General features: G+C 62.9%; 14 protein-coding genes. 12 read left to right on the forward strand and 2 right to left on the reverse strand.

Going from position 1 to position 20,258, the window contains the following annotated elements; all coding sequences use genetic code 11:
- Positions 1 to 261 precede the first annotated feature (261 nt).
- Genes DEO23_RS01880 through DEO23_RS01895 form a run of 4 tightly spaced genes read left to right on the forward strand, consistent with a single transcriptional unit; the run spans position 262 to position 7,425 of the window.
- Entirely contained in the window at positions 262 to 1,812 is a 1,551-nt protein-coding gene (locus tag DEO23_RS01880) for a type I restriction-modification system subunit M (RefSeq protein ID WP_109274299.1), read from the forward strand.
- The gene (locus DEO23_RS01885) at positions 1,809 to 3,302 is read left to right on the forward strand and encodes a type I restriction-modification system subunit M (RefSeq protein WP_109274300.1); all 1,494 of its coding nucleotides are present in this window, start codon (positions 1,809 to 1,811) and stop codon (positions 3,300 to 3,302) included. Before DEO23_RS01880 ends, DEO23_RS01885 begins: the two co-directional genes overlap by 4 nt.
- Positions 3,299 to 4,489: a restriction endonuclease subunit S gene (locus tag DEO23_RS01890; protein WP_109274301.1), complete on the forward strand. Its 1,191-nt coding sequence runs from the start codon at positions 3,299 to 3,301 to the stop codon at positions 4,487 to 4,489. Before DEO23_RS01885 ends, DEO23_RS01890 begins: the two co-directional genes overlap by 4 nt.
- The gene (locus DEO23_RS01895; RefSeq protein ID WP_109274302.1) at positions 4,489 to 7,425 is read left to right on the forward strand and encodes a type I restriction endonuclease subunit R; all 2,937 of its coding nucleotides are present in this window, start codon (positions 4,489 to 4,491) and stop codon (positions 7,423 to 7,425) included. Before DEO23_RS01890 ends, DEO23_RS01895 begins: the two co-directional genes overlap by 1 nt.
- Before the next feature lie 514 nt (positions 7,426 to 7,939).
- Here the strand turns inward: DEO23_RS01895 and DEO23_RS15925 are convergent.
- On the reverse strand, positions 7,940 to 8,770 hold the full coding sequence (locus DEO23_RS15925; protein WP_133249819.1) for a hypothetical protein: 831 nt from the start codon (positions 8,768 to 8,770) through the stop codon (positions 7,940 to 7,942).
- Between the two features lie 79 nt (positions 8,771 to 8,849).
- On the opposite strand from DEO23_RS15925, the gene DEO23_RS16600 reads away from it, so the two are divergent.
- Complete coding sequence (locus tag DEO23_RS16600) at positions 8,850 to 9,134, forward strand: hypothetical protein (RefSeq protein WP_133249820.1); 285 nt, start codon at positions 8,850 to 8,852, stop codon at positions 9,132 to 9,134.
- A gap of 6 nt (positions 9,135 to 9,140) precedes the next feature.
- Here DEO23_RS16600 and DEO23_RS16605 read toward each other — a convergent pair whose 3' ends face one another.
- Positions 9,141 to 9,320, reverse strand: a complete 180-nt coding sequence (locus tag DEO23_RS16605) for a DDE-type integrase/transposase/recombinase (RefSeq protein WP_109274304.1) — start codon at positions 9,318 to 9,320, stop codon at positions 9,141 to 9,143.
- A 741-nt stretch (positions 9,321 to 10,061) separates the two neighbouring features.
- Between DEO23_RS16605 and DEO23_RS01915 the strand changes: the two genes are divergently transcribed.
- The 7 genes from DEO23_RS01915 (at position 10,062) to DEO23_RS16035 (ending at position 20,159) form a co-directional block, all read left to right on the forward strand.
- Positions 10,062 to 11,315: a DUF6361 family protein gene (locus DEO23_RS01915; protein WP_109274795.1), complete on the forward strand. Its 1,254-nt coding sequence runs from the start codon at positions 10,062 to 10,064 to the stop codon at positions 11,313 to 11,315.
- Positions 11,312 to 13,189 (forward strand): phospholipase D family protein, encoded by a 1,878-nt coding sequence (locus DEO23_RS01920; RefSeq protein ID WP_240613165.1) that lies wholly within the window; start codon positions 11,312 to 11,314, stop codon positions 13,187 to 13,189. The genes DEO23_RS01915 and DEO23_RS01920 overlap by 4 nt, the downstream gene beginning before the upstream one ends.
- Positions 13,186 to 16,437: a helicase-related protein gene (locus tag DEO23_RS01925; protein ID WP_109274306.1), complete on the forward strand. Its 3,252-nt coding sequence runs from the start codon at positions 13,186 to 13,188 to the stop codon at positions 16,435 to 16,437. The genes DEO23_RS01920 and DEO23_RS01925 overlap by 4 nt, the downstream gene beginning before the upstream one ends.
- Positions 16,438 to 16,497: 60 nt before the next feature.
- Positions 16,498 to 16,974, forward strand: coding sequence for a hypothetical protein (locus DEO23_RS01930; protein ID WP_165831694.1), 477 nt, complete (start codon positions 16,498 to 16,500; stop codon positions 16,972 to 16,974).
- A gap of 102 nt (positions 16,975 to 17,076) precedes the next feature.
- Positions 17,077 to 18,468, forward strand: coding sequence for a hypothetical protein (locus DEO23_RS15935; RefSeq protein WP_133249821.1), 1,392 nt, complete (start codon positions 17,077 to 17,079; stop codon positions 18,466 to 18,468).
- 51 nt (positions 18,469 to 18,519) lie between these two features.
- A complete protein-coding gene (locus DEO23_RS01935; protein ID WP_109274307.1) occupies positions 18,520 to 19,290 on the forward strand; it encodes a hypothetical protein in 771 nt (256 codons plus the stop codon).
- Between the two features lie 434 nt (positions 19,291 to 19,724).
- The gene (locus DEO23_RS16035; protein ID WP_165831695.1) at positions 19,725 to 20,159 is read left to right on the forward strand and encodes a winged helix-turn-helix domain-containing protein; all 435 of its coding nucleotides are present in this window, start codon (positions 19,725 to 19,727) and stop codon (positions 20,157 to 20,159) included.
- The last annotated feature ends 99 nt before the right edge of the window (positions 20,160 to 20,258 follow it).

Here is a 20,258-nt window from a genome sequence, read left to right on the forward strand (position 1 = left end):
CGCTGCCGGTGAAGGTGGCGGTCGGCATGAGTGGGGCGCTGAGTTGAGAGCTCGCCTAACACTGCATCCGTCACCTACCGGTGCGGTCGTCCCGTTCGATGAAGGGACTGGAGTAGTTGAGTAGGTGACGCTGATCTTGGGGACCCGCCCCGAAACCTGTGCAAGGCGACCATGCCCCCTAGCTCATGCAGCTTCCGGTCACCGTACGACGGCATCGAGGATAGGATTCCTGTCGAGTAGTGGAGTGATGACGGGAGTCGGATGAGCGAGGACGAGGCACGCGCGGCAGCGCTCGCTTTGCTGCCGGAAGGTGGCAGCAAACCACTGGCGTTGGCGGAGCTTGAGCAATATCTCGCCGCAGCAGCTGACCTGCTGCGAGGCAGCATTGACCAGGCCGACTTCAAGGCATACATCTTCCCGCTGATGTTTTTCAAGCGAATCAGCGACGTCTACCTCGAGGAGTACGCGCGGTCGCTCGACGAGTCAGGTGGCGACCACGAGTTCGCCTTGTTCGCGGAGAACCACCGGTTCGCGATCCCTGAAGGCAGTCTCTGGGGTGACGTCCGCAAGCACACCGAAAATATCGGCACCGCACTCCAGACCGCATTCCGCGAGATCGAGAAGGCGAACCCCGAGACGCTCTACGGCATCTTCGGCAACGCTAGCTGGACCAACAAGGACAAGCTGACGGACCGCAAGCTCGCTGATCTCATCGAACACTTCTCGAGCAAGGTACTCACCAACGCCGCCGTCCCGTCCGACGTGTTCGGCAACGCGTACGAATACCTCATCAAGAGGTTCGCCGACCAGTCGAACAAGAAGGCCGGTGAGTACTACACGCCTCGCTCGGTGGTTGGTCTGCTCGTCAACATCCTTGACCCCACAGAGGGAGAGAGTGTCTACGACCCGGCATGTGGCACCGGTGGCATGTTGCTCGAGGTCATCGAGCATGTCAAGGCCGTTGGCGGCAGTCCAAAGACGCTCTGGGGAAAGCTCTATGGCCAAGAGAAGGTGCTCGCAACCTCGGCGATCGCCCGGATGAACCTGCTGCTTCACGGCGTCGAGGACTTCAAGATCGTCCGCGAGGACACGCTGCGCAACCCCGCCTTTTACACGGGAAACAACCTCGCGCAGTTCGACTGCGTGGTCGCCAATCCGCCGTTCTCGCTCAAGAACTGGGGCGAGCCCGATTGGGCATCCGACAAGTGGGGCCGGAACGCGCTCGGTGGTGTGCCGCCGAAGGGGTATGCCGACTGGGCGTGGGTCCAGCACATGCTCACCTCGGCGAGGCCGAACACTGGGCGCGTCGCGGTGGTCCTGCCCCAGGGCGCGCTCTTCCGGCAGGGTACTGAGTCGCGGATACGCACCCACGTGCTCAAGTCGGACCTCGTCGACGCGGTCATCGGCTTGGCTCCCAACCTGTTCTACGGAACCGGTCTCGCCGCCTGCGCGCTCATCCTTCGACAGGCGAAGCAGCCTGATGAGAAGGGCAAGGTGCTCTTCATCAACGGCGAGGATCTGTTCAAGCGCGGACGCAACCAAAATATCCTCGAGCCTGAACACGCCCAGCAGATTATCGATGCCTATGACCTCTACTCCGACATCGAGGGTCGCTCGCGCGTCGTCGACTTGGCCGAGATTGAGGGCAACGACTACAACTTGAACATCCCGCTCTACGTGGCCCCACCTGACACCGGTGAGAAGCTTACGCCCGCGGACGCTCTCGCTAATCTCGAGACGGCTCATGCCGAGGCGACCAAAACGCGTGCCGTGCTGGAGGCCGAGCTGGCGAAGTGGGGGAGGTCTGTATGAGCAGCAGGATCACGCAGCGCGAGCTGGAGAACTACCTGTGGGGCGCGGCGATCGTGCTCCGCGGTCTCATCGACGCCGGCGACTACAAGCAGTACATCTTCCCGCTGGTCTTCCTGAAGCGGACCTCCGACGTCTACGACGAGGAGCACGCCGCCGCGATGGGGGTGTACGACGATGAGGAGCTCGCCGACCTCCCAGAGAACCACCGCTTCGCCATCCCCCACGGCTGCCACTGGGACGACATCCGCGGCGTCACGCAGAACATCGGCGCGGCACTCCTGCATGCCATGCGCTCCATCGAGAAGGCCAACCCCGACACACTTCCCGGCGTCTTCGGCGATGGCGACTGGGGAAACAAGGACCTGCTCCCGGACTCGACGCTGGCCGACCTCATCGAGCACTTCTCCACCAAGACGCTTTCGATCGCAAACCTTCCCGAGGACGAGCTCGGCAACGGGTACGAGTACCTGATCAAGAAGTTCGCCGACGATTCCGGTCACACGGCGCAGGAGTTCTACACGAACCGCACGCTCGTGCACCTGATGACGATGATGCTCGAGCCGCAGCCCGGCGAATCGGTCTACGACCCCACCTGCGGCACCGGCGGCATGCTCATTTCCACCGCCGCCGAGCTCAAGCGGCAGGACAAGGAGTGGCGCAACCTGCGCCTCTACGGCCAGGAACTCAACTTCGGGACCTCGGCCATCGCGCGGATGAACCTGTTCCTGCACGGAATCACCGACGGCCACATCGCCCACGGCGACACTCTCAGCCGGCCAGCATTACTCGACAGCAAGGGCCGTCTGCAAACATTCGACGTCATTCTGGCCAACCCGCCCTATTCTATCAAGGCATGGAACCGTGCCGCGTTCGCCAAGGACCCCTACGGCCGGAACCTCTGGGGTGCGCCGCCACAGGGACGTGCCGACTATGCGTTCTTCCAGCACATCGCCAAGAGTCTCGACCCCGATAGGGGCCGCGCTGCGATCCTCTTCCCTCACGGTGTGCTCTTCCGCCGCGAAGAGGCAGTCCTGCGTGAAGCACTGGTGAAGTCCGACCTGATCGAGTGCGTTCTCGGGCTCGGCGCAGGGCTGTTCTACAACAGCCCCATGGAGGCCGTGGTCGTCACGCTCCGCGCCAACAAGCCCGCCGAGCACCAGGGCAAGGTGCTGTTCATCAACGCCGTGAACGAAGTCGCCCGCGAACAGGCACAGTCCTTCCTCCGTGAGTCGCACCAGCACAGGATCCTGGACGCCTATCGCGCCTTCGAGCCGCAGGACGGCTTCGCTGCAGTTGCCACTCTCGATCAGATCGTCGAGAAAGGCCACAGTCTCGCGATCCCCCTATACGTCGCCGGAGCATCCGCCAAGGAAGCCGGTGAGCACGTCGATGTCAGTGTTGCCGGCGCCCAGTGGCGAGCTGCCGCGGAGGAGTCGGATCAGGCGGTTACTGACGTCCTAGCGCTGCTGAGAGCGGAGGTGACCGCGTGAGCCTCAACCTCGACAAGTCACACTGGAAACGGGTCACCTTCGGCGATGTCATTCGCAACGTCAATGAGACCGTCCGTGATCTCGAAGCGGCCGGAATCGACCGCGTCATCGCGATGGAGCACATGGACCCCGGCGAGCTGAAAATCAGCCGGTGGGGTTCAACAAAGGACGGCACCACCTTCACACGGCGCGTGAAGCCAGGCCGAACGCTCTTCGGCAAGCGCCGTGCTTACCAGCGCAAGGTCGCCTACGCCGAGTTCGACGCCATCTGCTCCGGCGACATATACACGTTCGAGGCCGATGAGACCCAGCTCCTCGGTGAGTTGCTCCCGTTCCTCGTGCAGTCGAACGGCTTCTTCGAGCATGCTCTGGGTACATCGGCCGGGTCACTGTCCCCGCGCACCAATTGGCGCGACTTGAAGGACTTCGAGTTCGACCTTCCGCCTCTCGACGAGCAGAAGCGCATCGCCGACCTCCTCTGGGCCGTCGAGCTTCACCGGATCAACACGCTGCGTTCCAAAATGGAGGTGTCAGATGCGAAGTCATTGATGCTTGCCGAGTGCCTAGCCTCGGGTGCGGAGGAGCGTGGCTGGACTCTAACGCCCGTATCGGAGATTGTTACCTCGGGGCCGACGAACGGGAAGTCTGCCCGCGCTAACGACGAGCAGCGAGGCGTGCCAACCTTGAGTATCAGCGCCGTGCGCGATGGCGGGGTGCGTGGCGGTGACTATGTGAAGTGGATCGAGGTTGACCCCGACTCGGTGACCTCCTTCCGCCTTCAGCCAGGTGACTTCCTCGTCGTGCGGGGCAATGGCAACCGCTCGCTGACCGGTCGTGGTGGCCTGGTCAAAGGTGGCCTTCCCCTGGGCTGTATCTATCCGGACCTCCTCATCCGCCTTCGATTCAATCCAGACCGGATGCTGCCTGCCTTCGCGGCCGAACAGTGGAACAGCGCAGCCGTGCATGCCTCGCTATTGGAGAACGCCAAGTCGACGAATGGGATCTGGAAGATCAATGGCAAGGACATCAAGTCCCATCAACTGGTTGTTCCGCCGCTCAGGGATCAGGCCCAAATCCTGGAGAAGACGACATCATTCGACGAAGCGCTTGGTGCGTCCCGGGCTGAGATTTCGGCTCTTGAGGCACTGAGCTCTGCGTTGCTGAGCGAGATTTTCGGAGGCAACTGATGGCGCAGTTCAACGAGGCGAACTCTGTCCGCGACTTCATCCGGGACCTGGTGAAGTCCATCGACGTCCAATTCGTGCCCGGCAACGAATTGCCACGTCGTACCGACGAGGTGCTGCTGGAAGGCGTGCTTAAGAGCGCGTTGATCAGTCTTAATCCGGAGATCGAGGCAGATCCCGCGAAGGCGGATGAGGTCATCTACAACCTCCGCGCGATCTTGCTTGCGGCTCGCAATAGACCACATCCGGTGGTAGCCAACGAGGAGTTCATGGCGTGGCTGGCCGGGCAGAAGTCGATGCCGTTCGGGCCGAACGGCGAACACACCACGGTTCAATTGATCGACTTCGACCACCTCGACGAGGACTCGGCGAACCAGTGGATCGTCTCGACTGAGGTGACCTTCAAGCAGGGTCGGCTGGAGAAGCGGTTCGACCTGGTGCTGTGGTGCAACGGCCTGCCCCTGGTGGTCGGAGAGGCGAAGACGCCTATCCGGCCTGCGTATACGTGGATCGACGGCGCTGCACAGATCCACGATGACTACGAGCAGAGCGTCCCGCAGTTCTTTGTGCCCAACGTCTTCTCGTTCGCGACGGAAGGCAAGGACTTTCGCTACGGAACCATCGGCATGCCGGTCGAGCTCTGGGGGCCCTGGCGCAATGACCCCACGGATGAGGATGCGCCGGCGAAGATCGGTCTCGTAGCGGTTCAAGAAGCCGTCGAAGGCATCATCACTCCCCGTGCCGTACTCGACTTTCTCCGATTCTTTACTCTCTACGCGACTGACAGAAAGCACCGCAAGATCAAGATCATTGCGCGGTTCCAGCAGTTCCAGGCGACGAATCTGATCATCGACCGGGTTCTGCTCGGCAAAGTGAAGCAGGGCCTGATCTGGCACTTCCAGGGATCGGGCAAGTCGTTGCTGATGGTCTTCACCGCGCTCAAGCTGCGCGCAATGGTCGAACTGGCCAACCCGACCGTTCTGATCGTGGTCGACCGCATCGACCTGGACACCCAGATCACGGGCACTTTCAACGCCTCTGACGTGCCCGGACTGGTCTCCACCGACTCTCGAGCGCAACTGCAGATGCTGCTCAGCCAGGGAGCGCGGAAGATCATCATCACTACGATTCATAAGTTCGCTGAGGCATCCGGTGTCCTCGACGCCCGTCAGAACATCATCGCGATGGTCGATGAGGCTCATCGCTCGCAGGAGGGCGACTACGGGCAGAAGATGCGTGAGGCCCTGCCCAACGCGTACCTCTTCGGTCTGACCGGTACGCCGATCAACCGGCGCGACCGCAACACGTTCAAGTGGTTCGGTGCATCCGAAGACGAGGGCGGGTACCTGTCGCGGTACTCATTCCAGGACTCAATCCGCGACGGTTCGACGCTTCCGTTGCACTTCGAGCCACGGCTCTCAGAGATACACATCGACCAGGAGGCGATCGACGAGGCTTTCGAGGAACTCGCTGCCGACCGCGACCTGTCCGAGAGCGACAAGATTACGCTGTCGAAGAAGGCGGCCTCGATCGAGGTACTGATCAAGACACCGTCGCGCATCGCGAAGATCGCTGCCGACATCGCGACTCATTACCAAGAGAAGGTGGAGCCGCAGGGCTTCAAGGCGCAGGTCGTCGTCTACGACAAGGCGTCCTGCGTCGCCTACAAGAACGAGCTCGACAAGCACCTCGGGCCCGAAGCATCGACGATCGTCATGTCGAAGTCCCGGGGTGACGTGCCCGACTGGGCAAAGTGGACTCCGGGTGCCGAGGAGCTGGAGCAGGTGGTCGCGCGCTTCAACGACCCGACGGACCCGCTCAAGATCATCATTGTGACGGCGAAGCTGCTGACCGGGTTTGACGCTCCGATCCTCTACTGTCAGTACCTCGACAAGCCGCTAAAGGAGCACACTCTGCTCCAAGCAATCACTCGCACCAACCGGGTGTACCCGCCGGACAAGACCCACGGTCTAATCGTCGACTACCTCGGCATCTTCGACGACGTCGCGCGTTCACTCTCCTTCGATGAGCAGGCTGTCCGGGAGCTCGTCACCAATATTGAAGAGCTAAAGGCTCAGCTAGTGCCGGCGTTGGCTGCCGCGCTCGCGTTCTTCCCTGGGGCCGACCGCACGCTTGGCGGGTACGAAGGACTCGTCCAGGCGCAGTCCGCGATCGCTGAGGATGGCAGGAAGGACGCCTTCGGAGCGGCGTACAGCGTGGTGTCACAACTGTGGGAGGCGCTCAGCCCTGACCCCATGCTGGGCGAGCATCGCGACGACTACCGCTGGCTGTCGGATGTCTACGAGTCGGTGCGCCCCTCGGACATAACGGGGCGCCTCGTCTGGCACGCGCTCGGAGCCAAGACGATCGACCTGATCAACGAGCATGTGGCCGTCGAGATTCCGCAGAGCGCCGAAAAGATCGTGCTAGACGCTCAGACGATCGAAGATCTGATGACTGGTCGGCGCACCGACATCCCTGCTAAAGAGATCGAGCGTCAGATCACCGCACGCATCGCCCGGCACTTGTACAACCCCGTCTTCGTCGAACTCGGTCAGCGACTCAATGACCTGCGTGAGCGCTACGCCGACATCCAACAGTCCAGCCTCGAATTCCTTCGCGAGCTTCTCGAACTCGCTCGCGACACTGTTGCTGCCGAGAAGGCAGCCGACGAGATGCCCCGCGAAGAGCAGGGAAAGGCGGCACTGACTGAGTTGTTCGACGTGCTCAAGGGTGATCAGACCCCAATCATCGTAGAGAACGTCGTCAACAGGATCGACGAGGTTGTCCGTGGGGTTCGTTTCGAGGGCTGGCAGTCCACGATCCGCGGTGACCAGGAGGTCCGCCAGGCGCTACGGAAGACCCTCTATGTTCAGTTCAAGGTTCGTGACAACGACGTCTTCGAAAAGGCGCTCGAATACGTCAGGGAATATTACTGATCGTGCGCGCCTGTTTGTCTGTGCTGTAGGGGGTGATTGGTCGGATCGATCTAACCACAGGTGGAGGCTCTGTTGACTTTCCAACGTTAGTCGGAGAGGAAAGTAATTCTAGATCAACTCCAACCGCCCCCGGATGAACTGCTCGTACGTCCCCGCACGCTCAGTAAGCCGCTCGAAGTACTTCCCGCTTGGGCAGCACCCTGGTGAGCGCCTCGACGAGCGTGCCGAACTCCTCGCGGCTATCCATCGCTGATGGCCATCATCGCGACGATCGAGACCTCGCCCTCGTCCCACACGGCCGGCTCGCTCGGCACGTAAACGGCGATGATCGAGGGGGTGGGGGCGTCGATCATCATCGAGTCGGGGATCGTGATGCCCGTGCCCAGCGAGGTCGAGGACGTCTACTCGCGCGCGCCGCATCCCACAACATTTAGTAGATCGTCTGCTTGTGTGCCAGAAGCCGGGCGCCCAGTCACTTCTACGCGGTCGGGTTTTTTGGGGGCTGGATCTGGCCTCAATATTCGAGCAGAATCGTTTCGAACTCGAAGGCTACATCGGAGCGAAGTTTGCCAGTCGTCGAGCGCATGCCATCGCGGAACTTTCTACTTGAAGGGCTTCCGAGTCCGCTTTCAAGATCGCTGAACCTGCCCACAAAGAATTCGCGGAGCGAAAGTTCCAGGTGAAGTTTGTAACGAACGAGCTCAGCGATTCGGAGTTGGGCACCCTTTGGGGCTTGACGGCACACCCATTTCTTGAATGCGAGATCCACCTGCCCTTCCAGGTCGGATTCGATCCGGAGAACTACCTCGAGGTTCTCGACTCCAGTTGACTTGAAGTATGTTTCAGTCCAGAACTCGTCGACGATCCATTCGAGATCGTCTTGCCCGTTGGCGTCAACGAGCAACACCTCGTCTTTGACGGTGTCTAGCACGCCGTTCAGCATCGCGGAGATGAGCCCGTCGTCATCGAGATGTATGCGATCGAATCCGTTGACCCATTCGTCGTTAGGGTTTGTCACTGAACGGATCCACCGGGCATGCCCCTGAAGTACTGCGAGTCTTGACTCCAGTCGGTCCGTATTGGCTTTTGCTGATTGGAGAATACTGAGGGCCGGGTTGTATTTTAGAGCGACCAGGCTGTTCGATTGTTTGTCAGATGTTGTCCCGATCGCCTGGTCGAGCCGCAGATTCCACTCATTGAAGCGCTCACGTAATAAAGCCTCCCGATTTTCCCGAGCTTGTGACTTGCTGAAACGGTGCGCGACCCAGGCGATCAATACGGTGGCCACAGCGGTGACCAGTGAACTTGCGCCGATCGCGAAATTGACGAGGGCATCGATGGCCATAAGTGCACCCTTCTTGACTAGGTGTGATGTCCGGGGGGGGAGTCTGCTGGTGGGCGGGGAGCCGGTAGGCGACCGTTAGGTGTCAGGCTGCGAGTGTCACGGCCGGGTTCATGATGATTTCCCATTCGATGGGTTTCAATCGGCCCGGGCGGGCCTGTCGGTGTCGTTGGTGTTAAGTGCACTCGATCCAGCTGATGATCACGATGCGGAGCTCTTCTCAGGTTCGCCAGCGCTTGCGGTTCAGGACCTTCTTCTGGAGTATTGCGAAGAACGATTCTATCGCGGCGTTTCCGCCGGCGGCACCGCCCTGGCCCATCAATCCGAGGGGGTGATGACCGTTCAGGACATGCACGAACTTCCGTGACCCGAACTAAGATCCGCGGTCCTCGTGCACGATGCAACCGGCGGCGTTGCGACGTCGGGGTACCGCGACATGCAGGGCGGTCACCGCGAGGCGAGCCTTCATCCGGTCGCTGATGGAGTAGCCCACGATGCGGCCGGAGAACACATCCTTGATGGCGCAGAGATGGAGCTTGCCCCGTCGGTCCAATGCTCCGTGATGTCTGTCAGCCGCAGTTCGTTGACGTCACCAGCAGAGAAGCCCCGGCTAGACACCACCCATCCTGCGGGTCAGAGGTCCGTTCTCTTTCTCCCCCACCCCCGGTGGCCACAACGTCATGACCCACAACAGCTAGAGCACGCCGCGGGGATACCCGGCTGGGGCATCCCCGCCCGCGCGAGCGGCGCATACATCTGCATGCTCGTATTCTCACGGTTCGTGATCTTGAGGGCCAGGGACGGCTGCCGTTCAATAAGGGTTATGAGGTAGGCGCATACGTGTCCTCAGCGCTTCTCCCGGACGGTCTCGAGGACGGTTTGCCCACCTGCGCCAGGTCGTGCACCCCGGGCAGCGGCTCAGGTGCAGCACATGGGGGGGGGCGAGCTTCCGCTGCAGACCCCGCAGGGGCACGGTGGAGACGATGAGGTTGGGCGCCGAAGGGCGGGCCGTGGGCTCCACCTCGTCGGAGGCGATCGCCTCGATTTCTTCTCGACCTCCGAGGGGAGGAGGCGCCTCTCGGAGTACTTCAGGTCGAGGCGCGTCGGCGGAATCGTGGAGATCTACACGCTGTGCTCGCTCGCACGCTCTGGACGTGCGGTGTCCGAAGTGCGATTGCGGGACGCAGACAAAAAGGTTGACCGCGCAATCCTCGCTCGCCGTTCATGACGGCATTGATGTGCGACAACAGCAGAGCCGCCACGCGTCGTGCCGCCCATCGTGCACCATGGCCACATGCCCTCCACCTTCGCTTGGCTCGCCGTAGACCCCGAGCAGCGCCGCAGGATGATGGAGGCCGTCGAGCAGTTCCGCGACGAGACGACGATCGACGATCTCGGGGTCGGCGGGATCCGGGATGTCTTCTCCGACGAACTGTTCCCCGGTATCTCCACGATCCAGACGCGACTTCGGTACGTGCTGTTCGTGCCGTGGTTGTTGCAGGAGGCGGCACGCGCCGAGTCGGTCGACGCCATGGCGTGGCGTTTCCACGATCTCGAACGTGACTTCATCGAAGCGCTCAAGCGCGGCATGGGGGAGTCCGAGCAGGGAATCATCGGACGGCGTGCAGGCAGGGAGCTTCAGCGGGTCCCCAGTGTCGTCTACTGGGGCGCTCTCACCCAGTGGGGCATCGTCGAGCCGGGCCTCAGAGCCCGTGCGTACTTCCAACGCACCATCTTGCTGCGCGAGCAACAGCGCACCGCGCCACACTCCGAAGATGGCACCGCCGGCCTCGAGCTCACGCGTACGGGACTCGATCCGCACCTGCCGGAGGCGCCACACGGGCTCTTGCGAGAAGCCACCTTCGAACTGCGCTCCGAAGACGTCGAATACTTGCGCGAGTCCATCTCCCGCAGCGTGCCGCGGACACTCCTGGCCCGGCTCGTCGAACAACGCCCCGCCGGGTGGACGACGCACGATTCAGCTCCGGCGGCTCCATGGGCACCGGAAGTCCTGGCCCTTCTGGATCCCGAGCTCGACGCCCGACTGAGGGGGATCATCGACCTGGGGTCGCGTTTCAGTCTCTACAGCCAGGGCGCGAACCTGCTCTACAACCTGGTGCTCGCCGAAGCGACCACGGCAGACGGGCAACGCTTCGACGACGACCGCGTCGCCCACTATCGCGACAGACTGCGCGAATGGGCGGAAGAAGTCCGGTGGGTACGTCCTCTGGGCACGGACGACATGACCGAGATCGCCCAGCTGATGGCCGCGCGCAACCGGCGCTTCACCACCAAGACACGATCCTTCCTCAGCGCGTGGTTCGATGCCGCGCGATCCCCCTTCGACTGTGCCGACTCCGCAGCCCTCAAGGACCTCGTCCGCAATCGCGAACGGGACACCAAGGGGCAACGTGCTCGACTGCGCCCGGGTAACCGTAAGGCGCTGGATGCATGGCCCGGTGAAACGGGCACCGGTCCCATGTTGTTCCGCTGGGGCAACGTGACCAGGCACCTGCAGGACCTCTACGACGCGGCAGGAGGAGCATGATGCTGAAGCCCGACACGACCGTGCTGCTCACCGATGCGCTGCAGCCTCCGCCCGGATACGACGTGGACACGGCCGTGGCCACCACCTACTCCCTGAACCTCACCGCCCTGTTGGTCGCCCCCATGACGTTCGCCCTCGCCGACGTCGAGAACGCGAGCACGGTAGACCATCGTGACCCCGCGCAGCTCCTCGACGCGGTCAAGCGGTACATGAGTCGGACCACGGTCTTCTGCCAGGTAGCGGGCATTCACGTGCCGGCCTCGTACAGTCGCCTGACCGCCTTCCTCGAGGACTCGATCCAGCAGGTCGAGCCGAAGGGGCGAGGCTCGCTGTTCCACCCGAAGCTCTGGGCGATCCGCTACCGGCGTCCCGCTGATGGAGGTCTCCACCATCGTGTGGTGGTGGCAAGTCGGAATCTCACCCTCGACAGCTCCTGGGACACGGCACTCGTACTGGACGAACATCCGAACGGGGCCATCGATGCCGCTCCCGCAGCCGACATGGTGGGCTCTCTCCCGGGCCTCGCCCTGGATCCCATGGAGGAGGACCGCCGCGCCTCGATCCAGGACCTCTGTGCCAGTCTGCGGGGTGTCCACCTCGAGGCGCCACATCCCTTCACCGGCGGAAACCTGCTCCCGCTCGGTCTCGACACCACCTCGAGGTGGCCCTTCCCCGCGGAGAGCTCGGAACGTCTGCTCGCCATCAGCCCCTTCCTCCAGGAGGAGACACTCCGCGCCCTGGAAGCCGGCTCCCCGAACCTCACACTCGTGACACGGGCGGAGTCGGCTGATCAGTTGGGAGCCTCGGCGTTGAGCTCGTGGGACGTCAACGTCATCGATTCCGGAGCGGACTACCGGGATGGTGCCGGAGGAGCCGCTCCCACGAACGAGTTCGGCATGGTCGAGGAGGTCGACGGAGCTCCGCGGGTCGCGGAGCTGACCGGGTTGCACGCGAAGACCATCGTTCTGGACCATCCGGACGGGACGTCCAGCACTGTCACGGGGAGCGCAAACCTCACGCAGCCGGCCTGGCATCGCAACATCGAGTTCGACGCGATCCTTCACGGACCTACCGGCGTGTGCGGAGTGGAGGCGGCACTCGGCAAGGATGCCCAGGACATGGGACTGCGGACGATCTTGCAGCCCTATACCCCCGAACCCACGGCGACGGCGGACCCCAGCATCGAGACCGGGTACCGACTCGAAGAGTTCCACCGCGCGCTCGCCCGGTCACGGCCCCGGCCACAGCTCGACATCGTGGCTGTTGAGGAAGATCGGGTCTCGGCGCGGCTGAGCATCCAGATGCCCGATGACCTGGTGGGCACGACCCGTATCTGGCTCCTCACCGTCCCGGGGCAGGACCGCGAGCTCGCTGCGACGACCACATGGGACCTCGCCGCCGAGAACATCACGCCCTTCCTCGCGGTCGAGACGACAGCGGGTAGCGGGGAGGCTCGAGCGACCAGGCGCTGTCTGATCAAGGTCCCGATCATCGGGGACGTGATAGACCGTCGACAGCGCGCACTCGCCTCCCTGCTGAACAACAGTGACCGGGTCCTTCGCTACCTCGCATTGCTGCTCGGGTTCGACGACCCCTCCCAAGCTGTTCCCGCCCAGGACGTCGACGATGACACCCTCACCGTGGGTATCGATCTCAGCGTAGAAGCCGACAACGAGGCCGCGCAGCCCCCGCAGATCGTGCTGTTCGAGCCACTCGTGCGCGCCGCGGGGCAGGACATCGGTCGACTCGCCTCCGTCGCGGAGCAGGTCGACGAGCTGCGCCGACTTCCTAACGCGGACGCACTCATCCCGCCGGAATTCCTCCAGATGTGGGACGTCGTCCTCCAGATCGCCGGAGGAAGGAAGCGAGCATGACGAACGATCAGACGGCACGCCCTGACGTCGACGCCCTCCTCTCGCGGCTCAAGCCGTTCCAGCGCGCCACGGTCGACCACGCTTTTCGCCGTCTGTGGACCGACGACGACGCCGTGGACCGCTTCCTCGTCGCCGACGAGGTCGGTCTGGGGAAGACCCTCGTCGCCAAGGGGGTCGCCGCGCGAGCGATCGATCATCTCTGGGACAGAGGCCGTGCCATCACCCTCGTGTACATCTGCTCGAACGCGCAGATCGCAGGTCAGAACCTCGATCGGCTGAGGGATCTCACCGGTGGCCACACCCAGCAGAACGCCGACCGGATCACGCTGTTGCCGCGCACTATGGGAGCCAGGGCCGAGCGTGGGGTCGAACTCGTGTCCTTCACACCGGGAACATCCTTCCGGCTCGGTCACAGTGCGGGCCGTGTGGGGGAGCGCTCGCTCCTGTACTGGATGCTCACTCACGTCCTCGAACCTCGGTGGATGCGTCGCGCAGGAGTGATCGACTTCTTCCGCAATACGGTCACCCACGAGCGCTTCACGAGCCGCCTCGAATGGGACCGCCCCGAGCTCGACTCCCAGCTGATGGCGGACTTCGAAGCAACCCTTCGGGCCCCCAGAGGCGCTTCGCGTCCCTCGCTCCTCGAGGAACTGTGCGCAGAGATCGAGACCTGGCTGCGGTACCGAACTCGTACGCCCGAGATGGACTATCGGCGCAAAGACCTGCTCGGTGAGCTGCGGATGGCGATGGCGCAGGTGTCCGTCGCGCGGCTGAATCCAGATCTCGTGATTCTGGACGAGTTCCAGCGGTTCAAGGACCTCTTCCCCGGTAGCCGGAGCGACGGAGACCCTGAGCTCACCGACGCGCAGCGCCTCGCTCAGAACGTCATCACGACGACTGGGACGAAGTCGCTCGTGCTCTCCGCGACTCCCTACAAGATGTTCACGCTCCCGGATGAGCCCGATGGCGAGGATCATCTGCGGGACTTCCACGACACCATCGGATTCCTCGCGGGGCGCGACCGTGCACAGCGAGTGGCCCGGCATCTCGCGGACGTCCGTACCAGCATGCTGTTGCGAACTCCCGAAGGTGAGCAGGCTGCCCGCCGGGCGAACGACGCTGCGACCCGTGAACTGAAGCGCGTCATGTGCCGAACCGAACGGCTGGAAGTCACGCAGAAGCGCGACGGCATGGTCACGGAGATGGACATGCCTGCTCTCACTCTTGGCCCCCTCGATCTGGAGACATGGATCGCGAACGATCGCATCGCCCGGAACGTCCACGGCCATGACGTCTTCGAGTACTGGCGCTCGAGCCCCTACCCCGTGAACCTGATGGACCCTTCCTCCTACCTCGCGCAGAAGCGCGTTCTCGAGAAGGCGGAGAGCCAGGATGCCGATCTGGCTGCGCTGCTCCGTGCTCATCGTGGAGGACTGCTCGCCTGGAACGATGTCCTTGAGTACCGCAAGATCGACCCCGGCAATCCCAAACTCCGCGCGGTGATGGACGACGCCATGGAACGAGGGATCTGGAAGCTCGCGTGGTTGCCGCCCTCGTTGCCGTACATCGAGCCTGCCGGCGTGTATGCCTCCGAAGGCGCTCGCTCCTTCACCAAGCGGCTGATCTTCTCCGCATGGAGCGTGGTTCCCAAGGCGATCGCGACACTGTTCAGTTACGAGGCCGACAGGCGACTCAGCAAGTACGCACCTCGCGCGACCGACGGCAGCGTGGCTCAGTACGGTGTGCGTCGTTCCACCCCGCTCATCCGATTCGGCGTGGCAGACGGCAAGTTGCTGAATCTTCCCCACCTGGCGCTCGTGCATCCCTCGGTCGCACTCGCACGGCTCGGCGACCCTCTCGCGATCGCGCGCGAGAGTGGCGAAACCCTGCCGCTGGAACGCGGTCGTCTGCTCGAGCTCGTGACGTCCCGCATCCAGACGGAGCTGGATGCGCTGGATCTGCCGGCTGGTGACAAGAAGGGTCAAAGCGCCGCGTGGTACGGCATCGCTCCCTATCTCCTGGATCGGCGGATCGGGATCGAGGAACTCGCGGTCGACGGGGGACTGTCCTCGGCAGACGAAGGCGAGGACACCGGGTCGCGGCTCGGTGATCACATCGCCTTTGCACTGGAGCCTGGCCTGGAAAGCCTCGGTGCTCCGCCCGAAGACCTGGCCAAGGTGCTCGCCGGCATCGCACTGGGCGCTCCCGGCGTGTGCGCCCTGCGTGCCCTCGGCCGAGCCTGCGGCGGCCCCGCCACCTACGTCTCGAGCGAGATCCGCCGCGCCGCGTTCTCCATCGGGGAGGCGTTCCGTGCACTGTTCAACCGGCCCGAGACGATGTCCGCCGTTCGCGCTGCCACAGAGACGAACAGCGAAGACACCGACGGTCATTGGCAGCGGGTGGTCCGGTACTGCCTGGACGGCAACCTGCAAGCGATGCTCGATGAGTACGTGCACACACTGGTCGATTCCCTGGGTCTGGTCGATGACCAGCCTGTCCAACGCGCGGAGAAGCTCGCAGAGAGGATCTGCAGCACGGCGACGATCCGTAACCCCACCAACGAAGTCCATGAACTGCGTGAACAGGACTCGCGTATCGACATCGACGTCCACCGCATGACGTCCCACATCGCCGCTCGCTTCGGTCGGATCCAGAACTCCGAGAGCGCGGAGCAACGCGAGACCTCGATCCGCGACAGCTACAACTCACCGTTCTGGCCGTTCGTCATGGCCAGCACGTCGGTAGGCCAGGAAGGTCTCGACTTCCACACCTACAGTCATGCGATCGTGCATTGGAACCTGCCCGACAATCCCGTCGACCTCGAACAGCGCGAAGGCCGCGTGCACAGGTACAAGGGCCATGCAATCCGCAAGAACATCGCTGCCGACTATGCCCAGGCGGCGATGAATGAACAGGACGAGGATCCCTGGCGATCCATGTTCGCGGCAGCAGAGTCCGATGTGGCCGGGAAGAGCTCAGGCATGAGCCCGTACTGGATCTACGAGGGCACGGCCTCGATCGAGCGGTACGTTCCTGCGATGCCCCTCAGCCGTGAGTCGGCTCAGTACGCGCGCCTGCAGCGCACGCTCGGTGCCTATCGCAGCGTCATGGGGCAGCCGCGGCAGGACGACCTCATCCGGTTCATCGGCGACGCGGTGGAGTGGCCGCGAGTCGATCTTCGGCCCCCGCCCAGCGAGGCCGTTTCCACCGCTGTGGGGGAGGGCTCCCAGCGAAAGGGCGACTCGTGACGGCCGCCGCCATGTCTGCCCGTCCGTGCCGTACCGTGACCCCACAACGGAAGGGGAGCCATGGCTGGGAACGCCGCATCCGGCAAGCAGCCGGCGAAGACTCCGTCGTCCACGGGGTCTGCCGGGAAGAACAAGGCTGTCGAGCTCGCTCTTATGGCGGCGCCTGTGGCGTTCAAAGCACTGAAGAAGCTGCTAGACGACCCGACGCTGGGCAAGAAGGCGCAGGAGCAGATCGCGCGCCTGCTCAAGTACTCGGGTGGTTCGCCCGCCGACATGCTCGAGACAGTGAAGGCCCTTCGGGAGCAGGTCGACTATCTCTCTGACTCAGCCGATGACGAGCGCGAGGCCCAGCGGGCCCAGGCCTGGTCCAAGCAGCTCGAGCAGTGCGAACGAGCTGCCCAGCTCGTGAACGCACCAGGATCGACGAGAAAGGAGCGTCGCGCGCTGAACAAGCGAATCTCGACGCTGCGCTCGGAGATTCTCGAGGCCTTCATTGACGAGCAAGAAGAAGGCATGCAAGAGGGGGACAATGGATGAGGGTGGCGAGCAAGTGGCTACTTAAGAATGGCCTCAGTCGCGGGTAGTTCACGCAAGCGAGGGTTGTCGGTGGAACTGAGGTAACGCAGCATAGGAGCAACAGTGAGTCACGATCACGATGCCGCTGTCGGCGCGGCCCGCATGTTTACCGCTGCTATCGAGAAGGCGATGTCGAGCAGCAGGCTCACTTCCGGTCAGTCTTCCGGTGAGAGGAATAGGGCGCGCCACGAAGCGGTTGCTCAGTACATGCTCGACCATATCCTTTCGCAGAGCGGAGAGCTCGAGGCATTTCTGCGTGAGTATGAGGTTCGGATCAAGCATCAGCCTCGCATGTGGTGCGAGGTGACTGACTCGCCTACAAATTCTCGCTTCGACCATATTATCGACGACGTCGACCCGAGAGGGCTTAGAGATCCGGTCGCCGTGATTGAAGATAAGCTCGATGCGCCGCTGTCGCACGGCCAACTGGAACGCTATTTGAGGTATCTTCAGGGAACCGGGCGAAAGGCCGCACTTATTGTCCTTCATCCCCGAAGAAACCCGTTGAAAGATCAGAAAGAGCGCCTCCCAGAATTTTCGGCGAAGTACCCGAGCGTCACGGTGCGGTTCGTGACCTGGGCAGAGCTTTGCGCAGCCATGATAAGACGGGATCCTGGCGGTGCGCGTGCAGGTCTTTGGGCTGCACTCGAGGAGTTCGCGGAGTCTGTCGGCACGGGCGATCTAGAGAATTTGGCGACGACGGCGGTTCTCGCCGACCCCGAAGTGGCGGCCGAGGTTCGCGATATATTTCTGACTTCGCAAGCCGTTGCGCGAGAGATCGGCAGCTTAAGGACACGTCAACTCGCCTTTTCGTTTCACGGCGGCAACCGTGCGCCGTGGCTCCAGATGGGTATGTCTGACAGGCGGCATCCCGGCATTGGGCTCACACTCGACATGGAAGCGAACCCTGGCGCGCTCCTCGTGGGGGAGCGCGCCCCGAATGGCGCTGGAGAAAACTATCTTGAATCAAAAATAGGATTCTTCCGAGAGGGCGCTCTTACGCCTGCGGCAAGACGTCGCGTCAATGCCTTGTCGCGGCTGAACCAGCAGATTCGCGTAGGGGAAAGTGGGTTCCCGTCGAGAATCCGTGGTCGAAAATTGGGTCGACAGGTGAGTGAACCGGCCTCAGACGCTCTTGCGCTGTTCGGAGCGATTTTCCAGGCGCAAGCGATCAAGAACCCTCACCGTGGAGGGGCTTCCAGTTCGAAGACTCGGGGTGCGAATGAAGGCCGGCATAACGAGCGAATCGGTGCGGTCCTCGTCCGAGAGGAAGGTAGTGATCTGACTGAGGTGCGACTCTTCATCGGCCCCCCAGACGGGCAGGCGTGGCAACGTTGCACCGTTTGGCTTCGCACTGTCGACGGTGAGAGGGAGATTGCTGTCAAAGCTAACGAGCCGGGCCGAGACTACGTGCTGCGAGTCTGGGGCGAAGCTAGGCAAGCTCTTGAGAGCTGATCAGGCGGCTTCTGTGCACTATGTGTCCGCCGGGGATGGGACACTCAGCTCATGGTGAGCGCAAAGAAGGCCGACCCGAGAGCGGTCGTGAAGTCAGCGTTCTCGGCGGCCGTGGAGAAGCAGTACCCGCTGGCCCAGGAGAACGTGGCACGGCTTCGCCGTGTTCATCCGGGCAAGTCTCCAGCCGAACTGATCGCTCTTCTTGACAAGTTCTACTTGGGGGCGGTGGCCACCACTGGTGCGGGTGCTGGCGCCGCTGCGGTCGTCCCGAACGGCTGGGTACAGGTGCCGATCGCGGCGGTGGAGCTCGCGACGTTCCTCGAGGCATCCGTCCTCTACGCGCTCTCAGCCGCGGAGGTCCACGGCGTGCACGCCGAGGACATCGAGAGACGGCGTATGTTGGTTATGTCCGTCCTCGTCGGTGACACGGCAGTGAAGAAGGTGGTGGAGCCCCTACTAGGACGCAGCGTGCCGTACTGGGGTAAGGCCATCGTGAATAGCATCCCGATGGCCGCGATCACCAATGCCAACAAGGTGTTGGGCCCTCGGTTCATCACGAAGTACGGAACCAAACAAGGCGTGCTGGTGTTGGGCAAGCAGATGCCGATGTTCCTCGGCGTCGGCATTGGTGCCGCAGGGAACGGCGCCTTCGGCTGGTTCGTCACCCGCTCGGCACGCAAGATTCTGGGGCCGCCGCCGGTGGGTTGGACAGACAGCAGTGAGTCGAGCGATGCAGATCGGATTACTGGGACGAGAGAAGATTCCAGCGAGAGCACCGACGCAGCGTCGGAGCACGCAAGCAAGGGGGAGGAGCGCGAATGACCGTTGCCTGGGGCATCCACAATGACCGGATTCCGGCCGCCGAACTCGTGGCCGGAAATTCGTCTCCATCGGCTGGGACGAGATCGGGGATCTTCGCGAGATCGGCGACGATCGGCGCTTAAGTAGGCGCTTGCGCAGACGAACCCTGACGCCAAGCGAGGCGCCATCCCGGTGTGGGCTGGAGTGCTGCGCCGTTTCGCGTTCGAGGTTGCTGAGGGGGACCTCGTCATCTCGCCAAGCAAGCACCAGTCTTCAATATCGGTCGGATCTCGGGACCGTACGAGTACATCGCAAACGCCCCCGAACATCGCCATCGCCATGCTGTCGACTGGCTCGTCGTCAACGCCCCGCGGACGGTGTTCTCGCAGCCTGCCCTGTATGAGTTGGGCTCAGCCCTGACGCTTTTCCAAGTTGCGAACCATGTGCAGGAGTACGTGGACGCTGTGGAGTTCGGCGTGCCGGAAGCTGCTCCGGACGCCGCTACCGAGGATGTCCCGGGCGCGACACGTGTCCGCTACGGCCTTCTGCAGAGAACCGTCCTCGAAGCGCTCCGAGATCGCGGGACCATCTCGCGTCGAGAGGTCTTCGACGAGATCGCGGGTCGGATCGAACTCAACGAGGCCGAGACGGTGCGGACCAGTAGCGGCAGGAGTCGCTACGAGACCGCTATCGTCTGGGGGTCAGTGGACATGATCGCGGCTGAGTGGATCGAGAAGACGCGCGAGGGCTGGACCCTTACCGAGCGCGGAAAAGCGTTCCTGGAGGAGACGCCGGAATCGGTGGATATCTCGGTGGAGTCCCGGACCGCATATCAAGCGGCGCTTGCCGCGAAACGCACCGCCAGCGTTACCCGCCTCGTCACGGAATAAACGGCGAGACCGCGCACGCAAGATCGTCTCGTACGGTGGGTGCGGACCTTTGGCCGCCATCGCTGTCACGTCTGGCAATGGCGGGCTGTCTCAAGCCGA

Source organism: Brachybacterium endophyticum (assembly GCF_003130585.1).
Classification (GTDB): domain Bacteria; phylum Actinomycetota; class Actinomycetes; order Actinomycetales; family Dermabacteraceae; genus Brachybacterium; species Brachybacterium endophyticum.

Excerpts from the sequence above, each read along its gene's own strand:
- DEO23_RS01880 (WP_109274299.1), top strand. The coding sequence starts at position 262 with ATGAGCGAGGACGAGGCACGCGCGGCAGCGCTCGCTTTGCTGCCGGAA.
- DEO23_RS01885 (WP_109274300.1), top strand. The coding sequence starts at position 1,809 with ATGAGCAGCAGGATCACGCAGCGCGAGCTGGAGAACTACCTGTGGGGC.
- DEO23_RS01895 (WP_109274302.1), top strand. The coding sequence starts at position 4,489 with ATGGCGCAGTTCAACGAGGCGAACTCTGTCCGCGACTTCATCCGGGAC.
- DEO23_RS15925 (WP_133249819.1), bottom strand. The coding sequence starts at position 8,770 with ATGGCCATCGATGCCCTCGTCAATTTCGCGATCGGCGCAAGTTCACTG.
- DEO23_RS01915 (WP_109274795.1), top strand. The coding sequence starts at position 10,062 with ATGCCCTCCACCTTCGCTTGGCTCGCCGTAGACCCCGAGCAGCGCCGC.
- DEO23_RS01920 (WP_240613165.1), top strand. The coding sequence starts at position 11,312 with ATGATGCTGAAGCCCGACACGACCGTGCTGCTCACCGATGCGCTGCAG.
- DEO23_RS01925 (WP_109274306.1), top strand. The coding sequence starts at position 13,186 with ATGACGAACGATCAGACGGCACGCCCTGACGTCGACGCCCTCCTCTCG.
- DEO23_RS01930 (WP_165831694.1), top strand. The coding sequence starts at position 16,498 with ATGGCTGGGAACGCCGCATCCGGCAAGCAGCCGGCGAAGACTCCGTCG.
- DEO23_RS01935 (WP_109274307.1), top strand. The coding sequence starts at position 18,520 with ATGGTGAGCGCAAAGAAGGCCGACCCGAGAGCGGTCGTGAAGTCAGCG.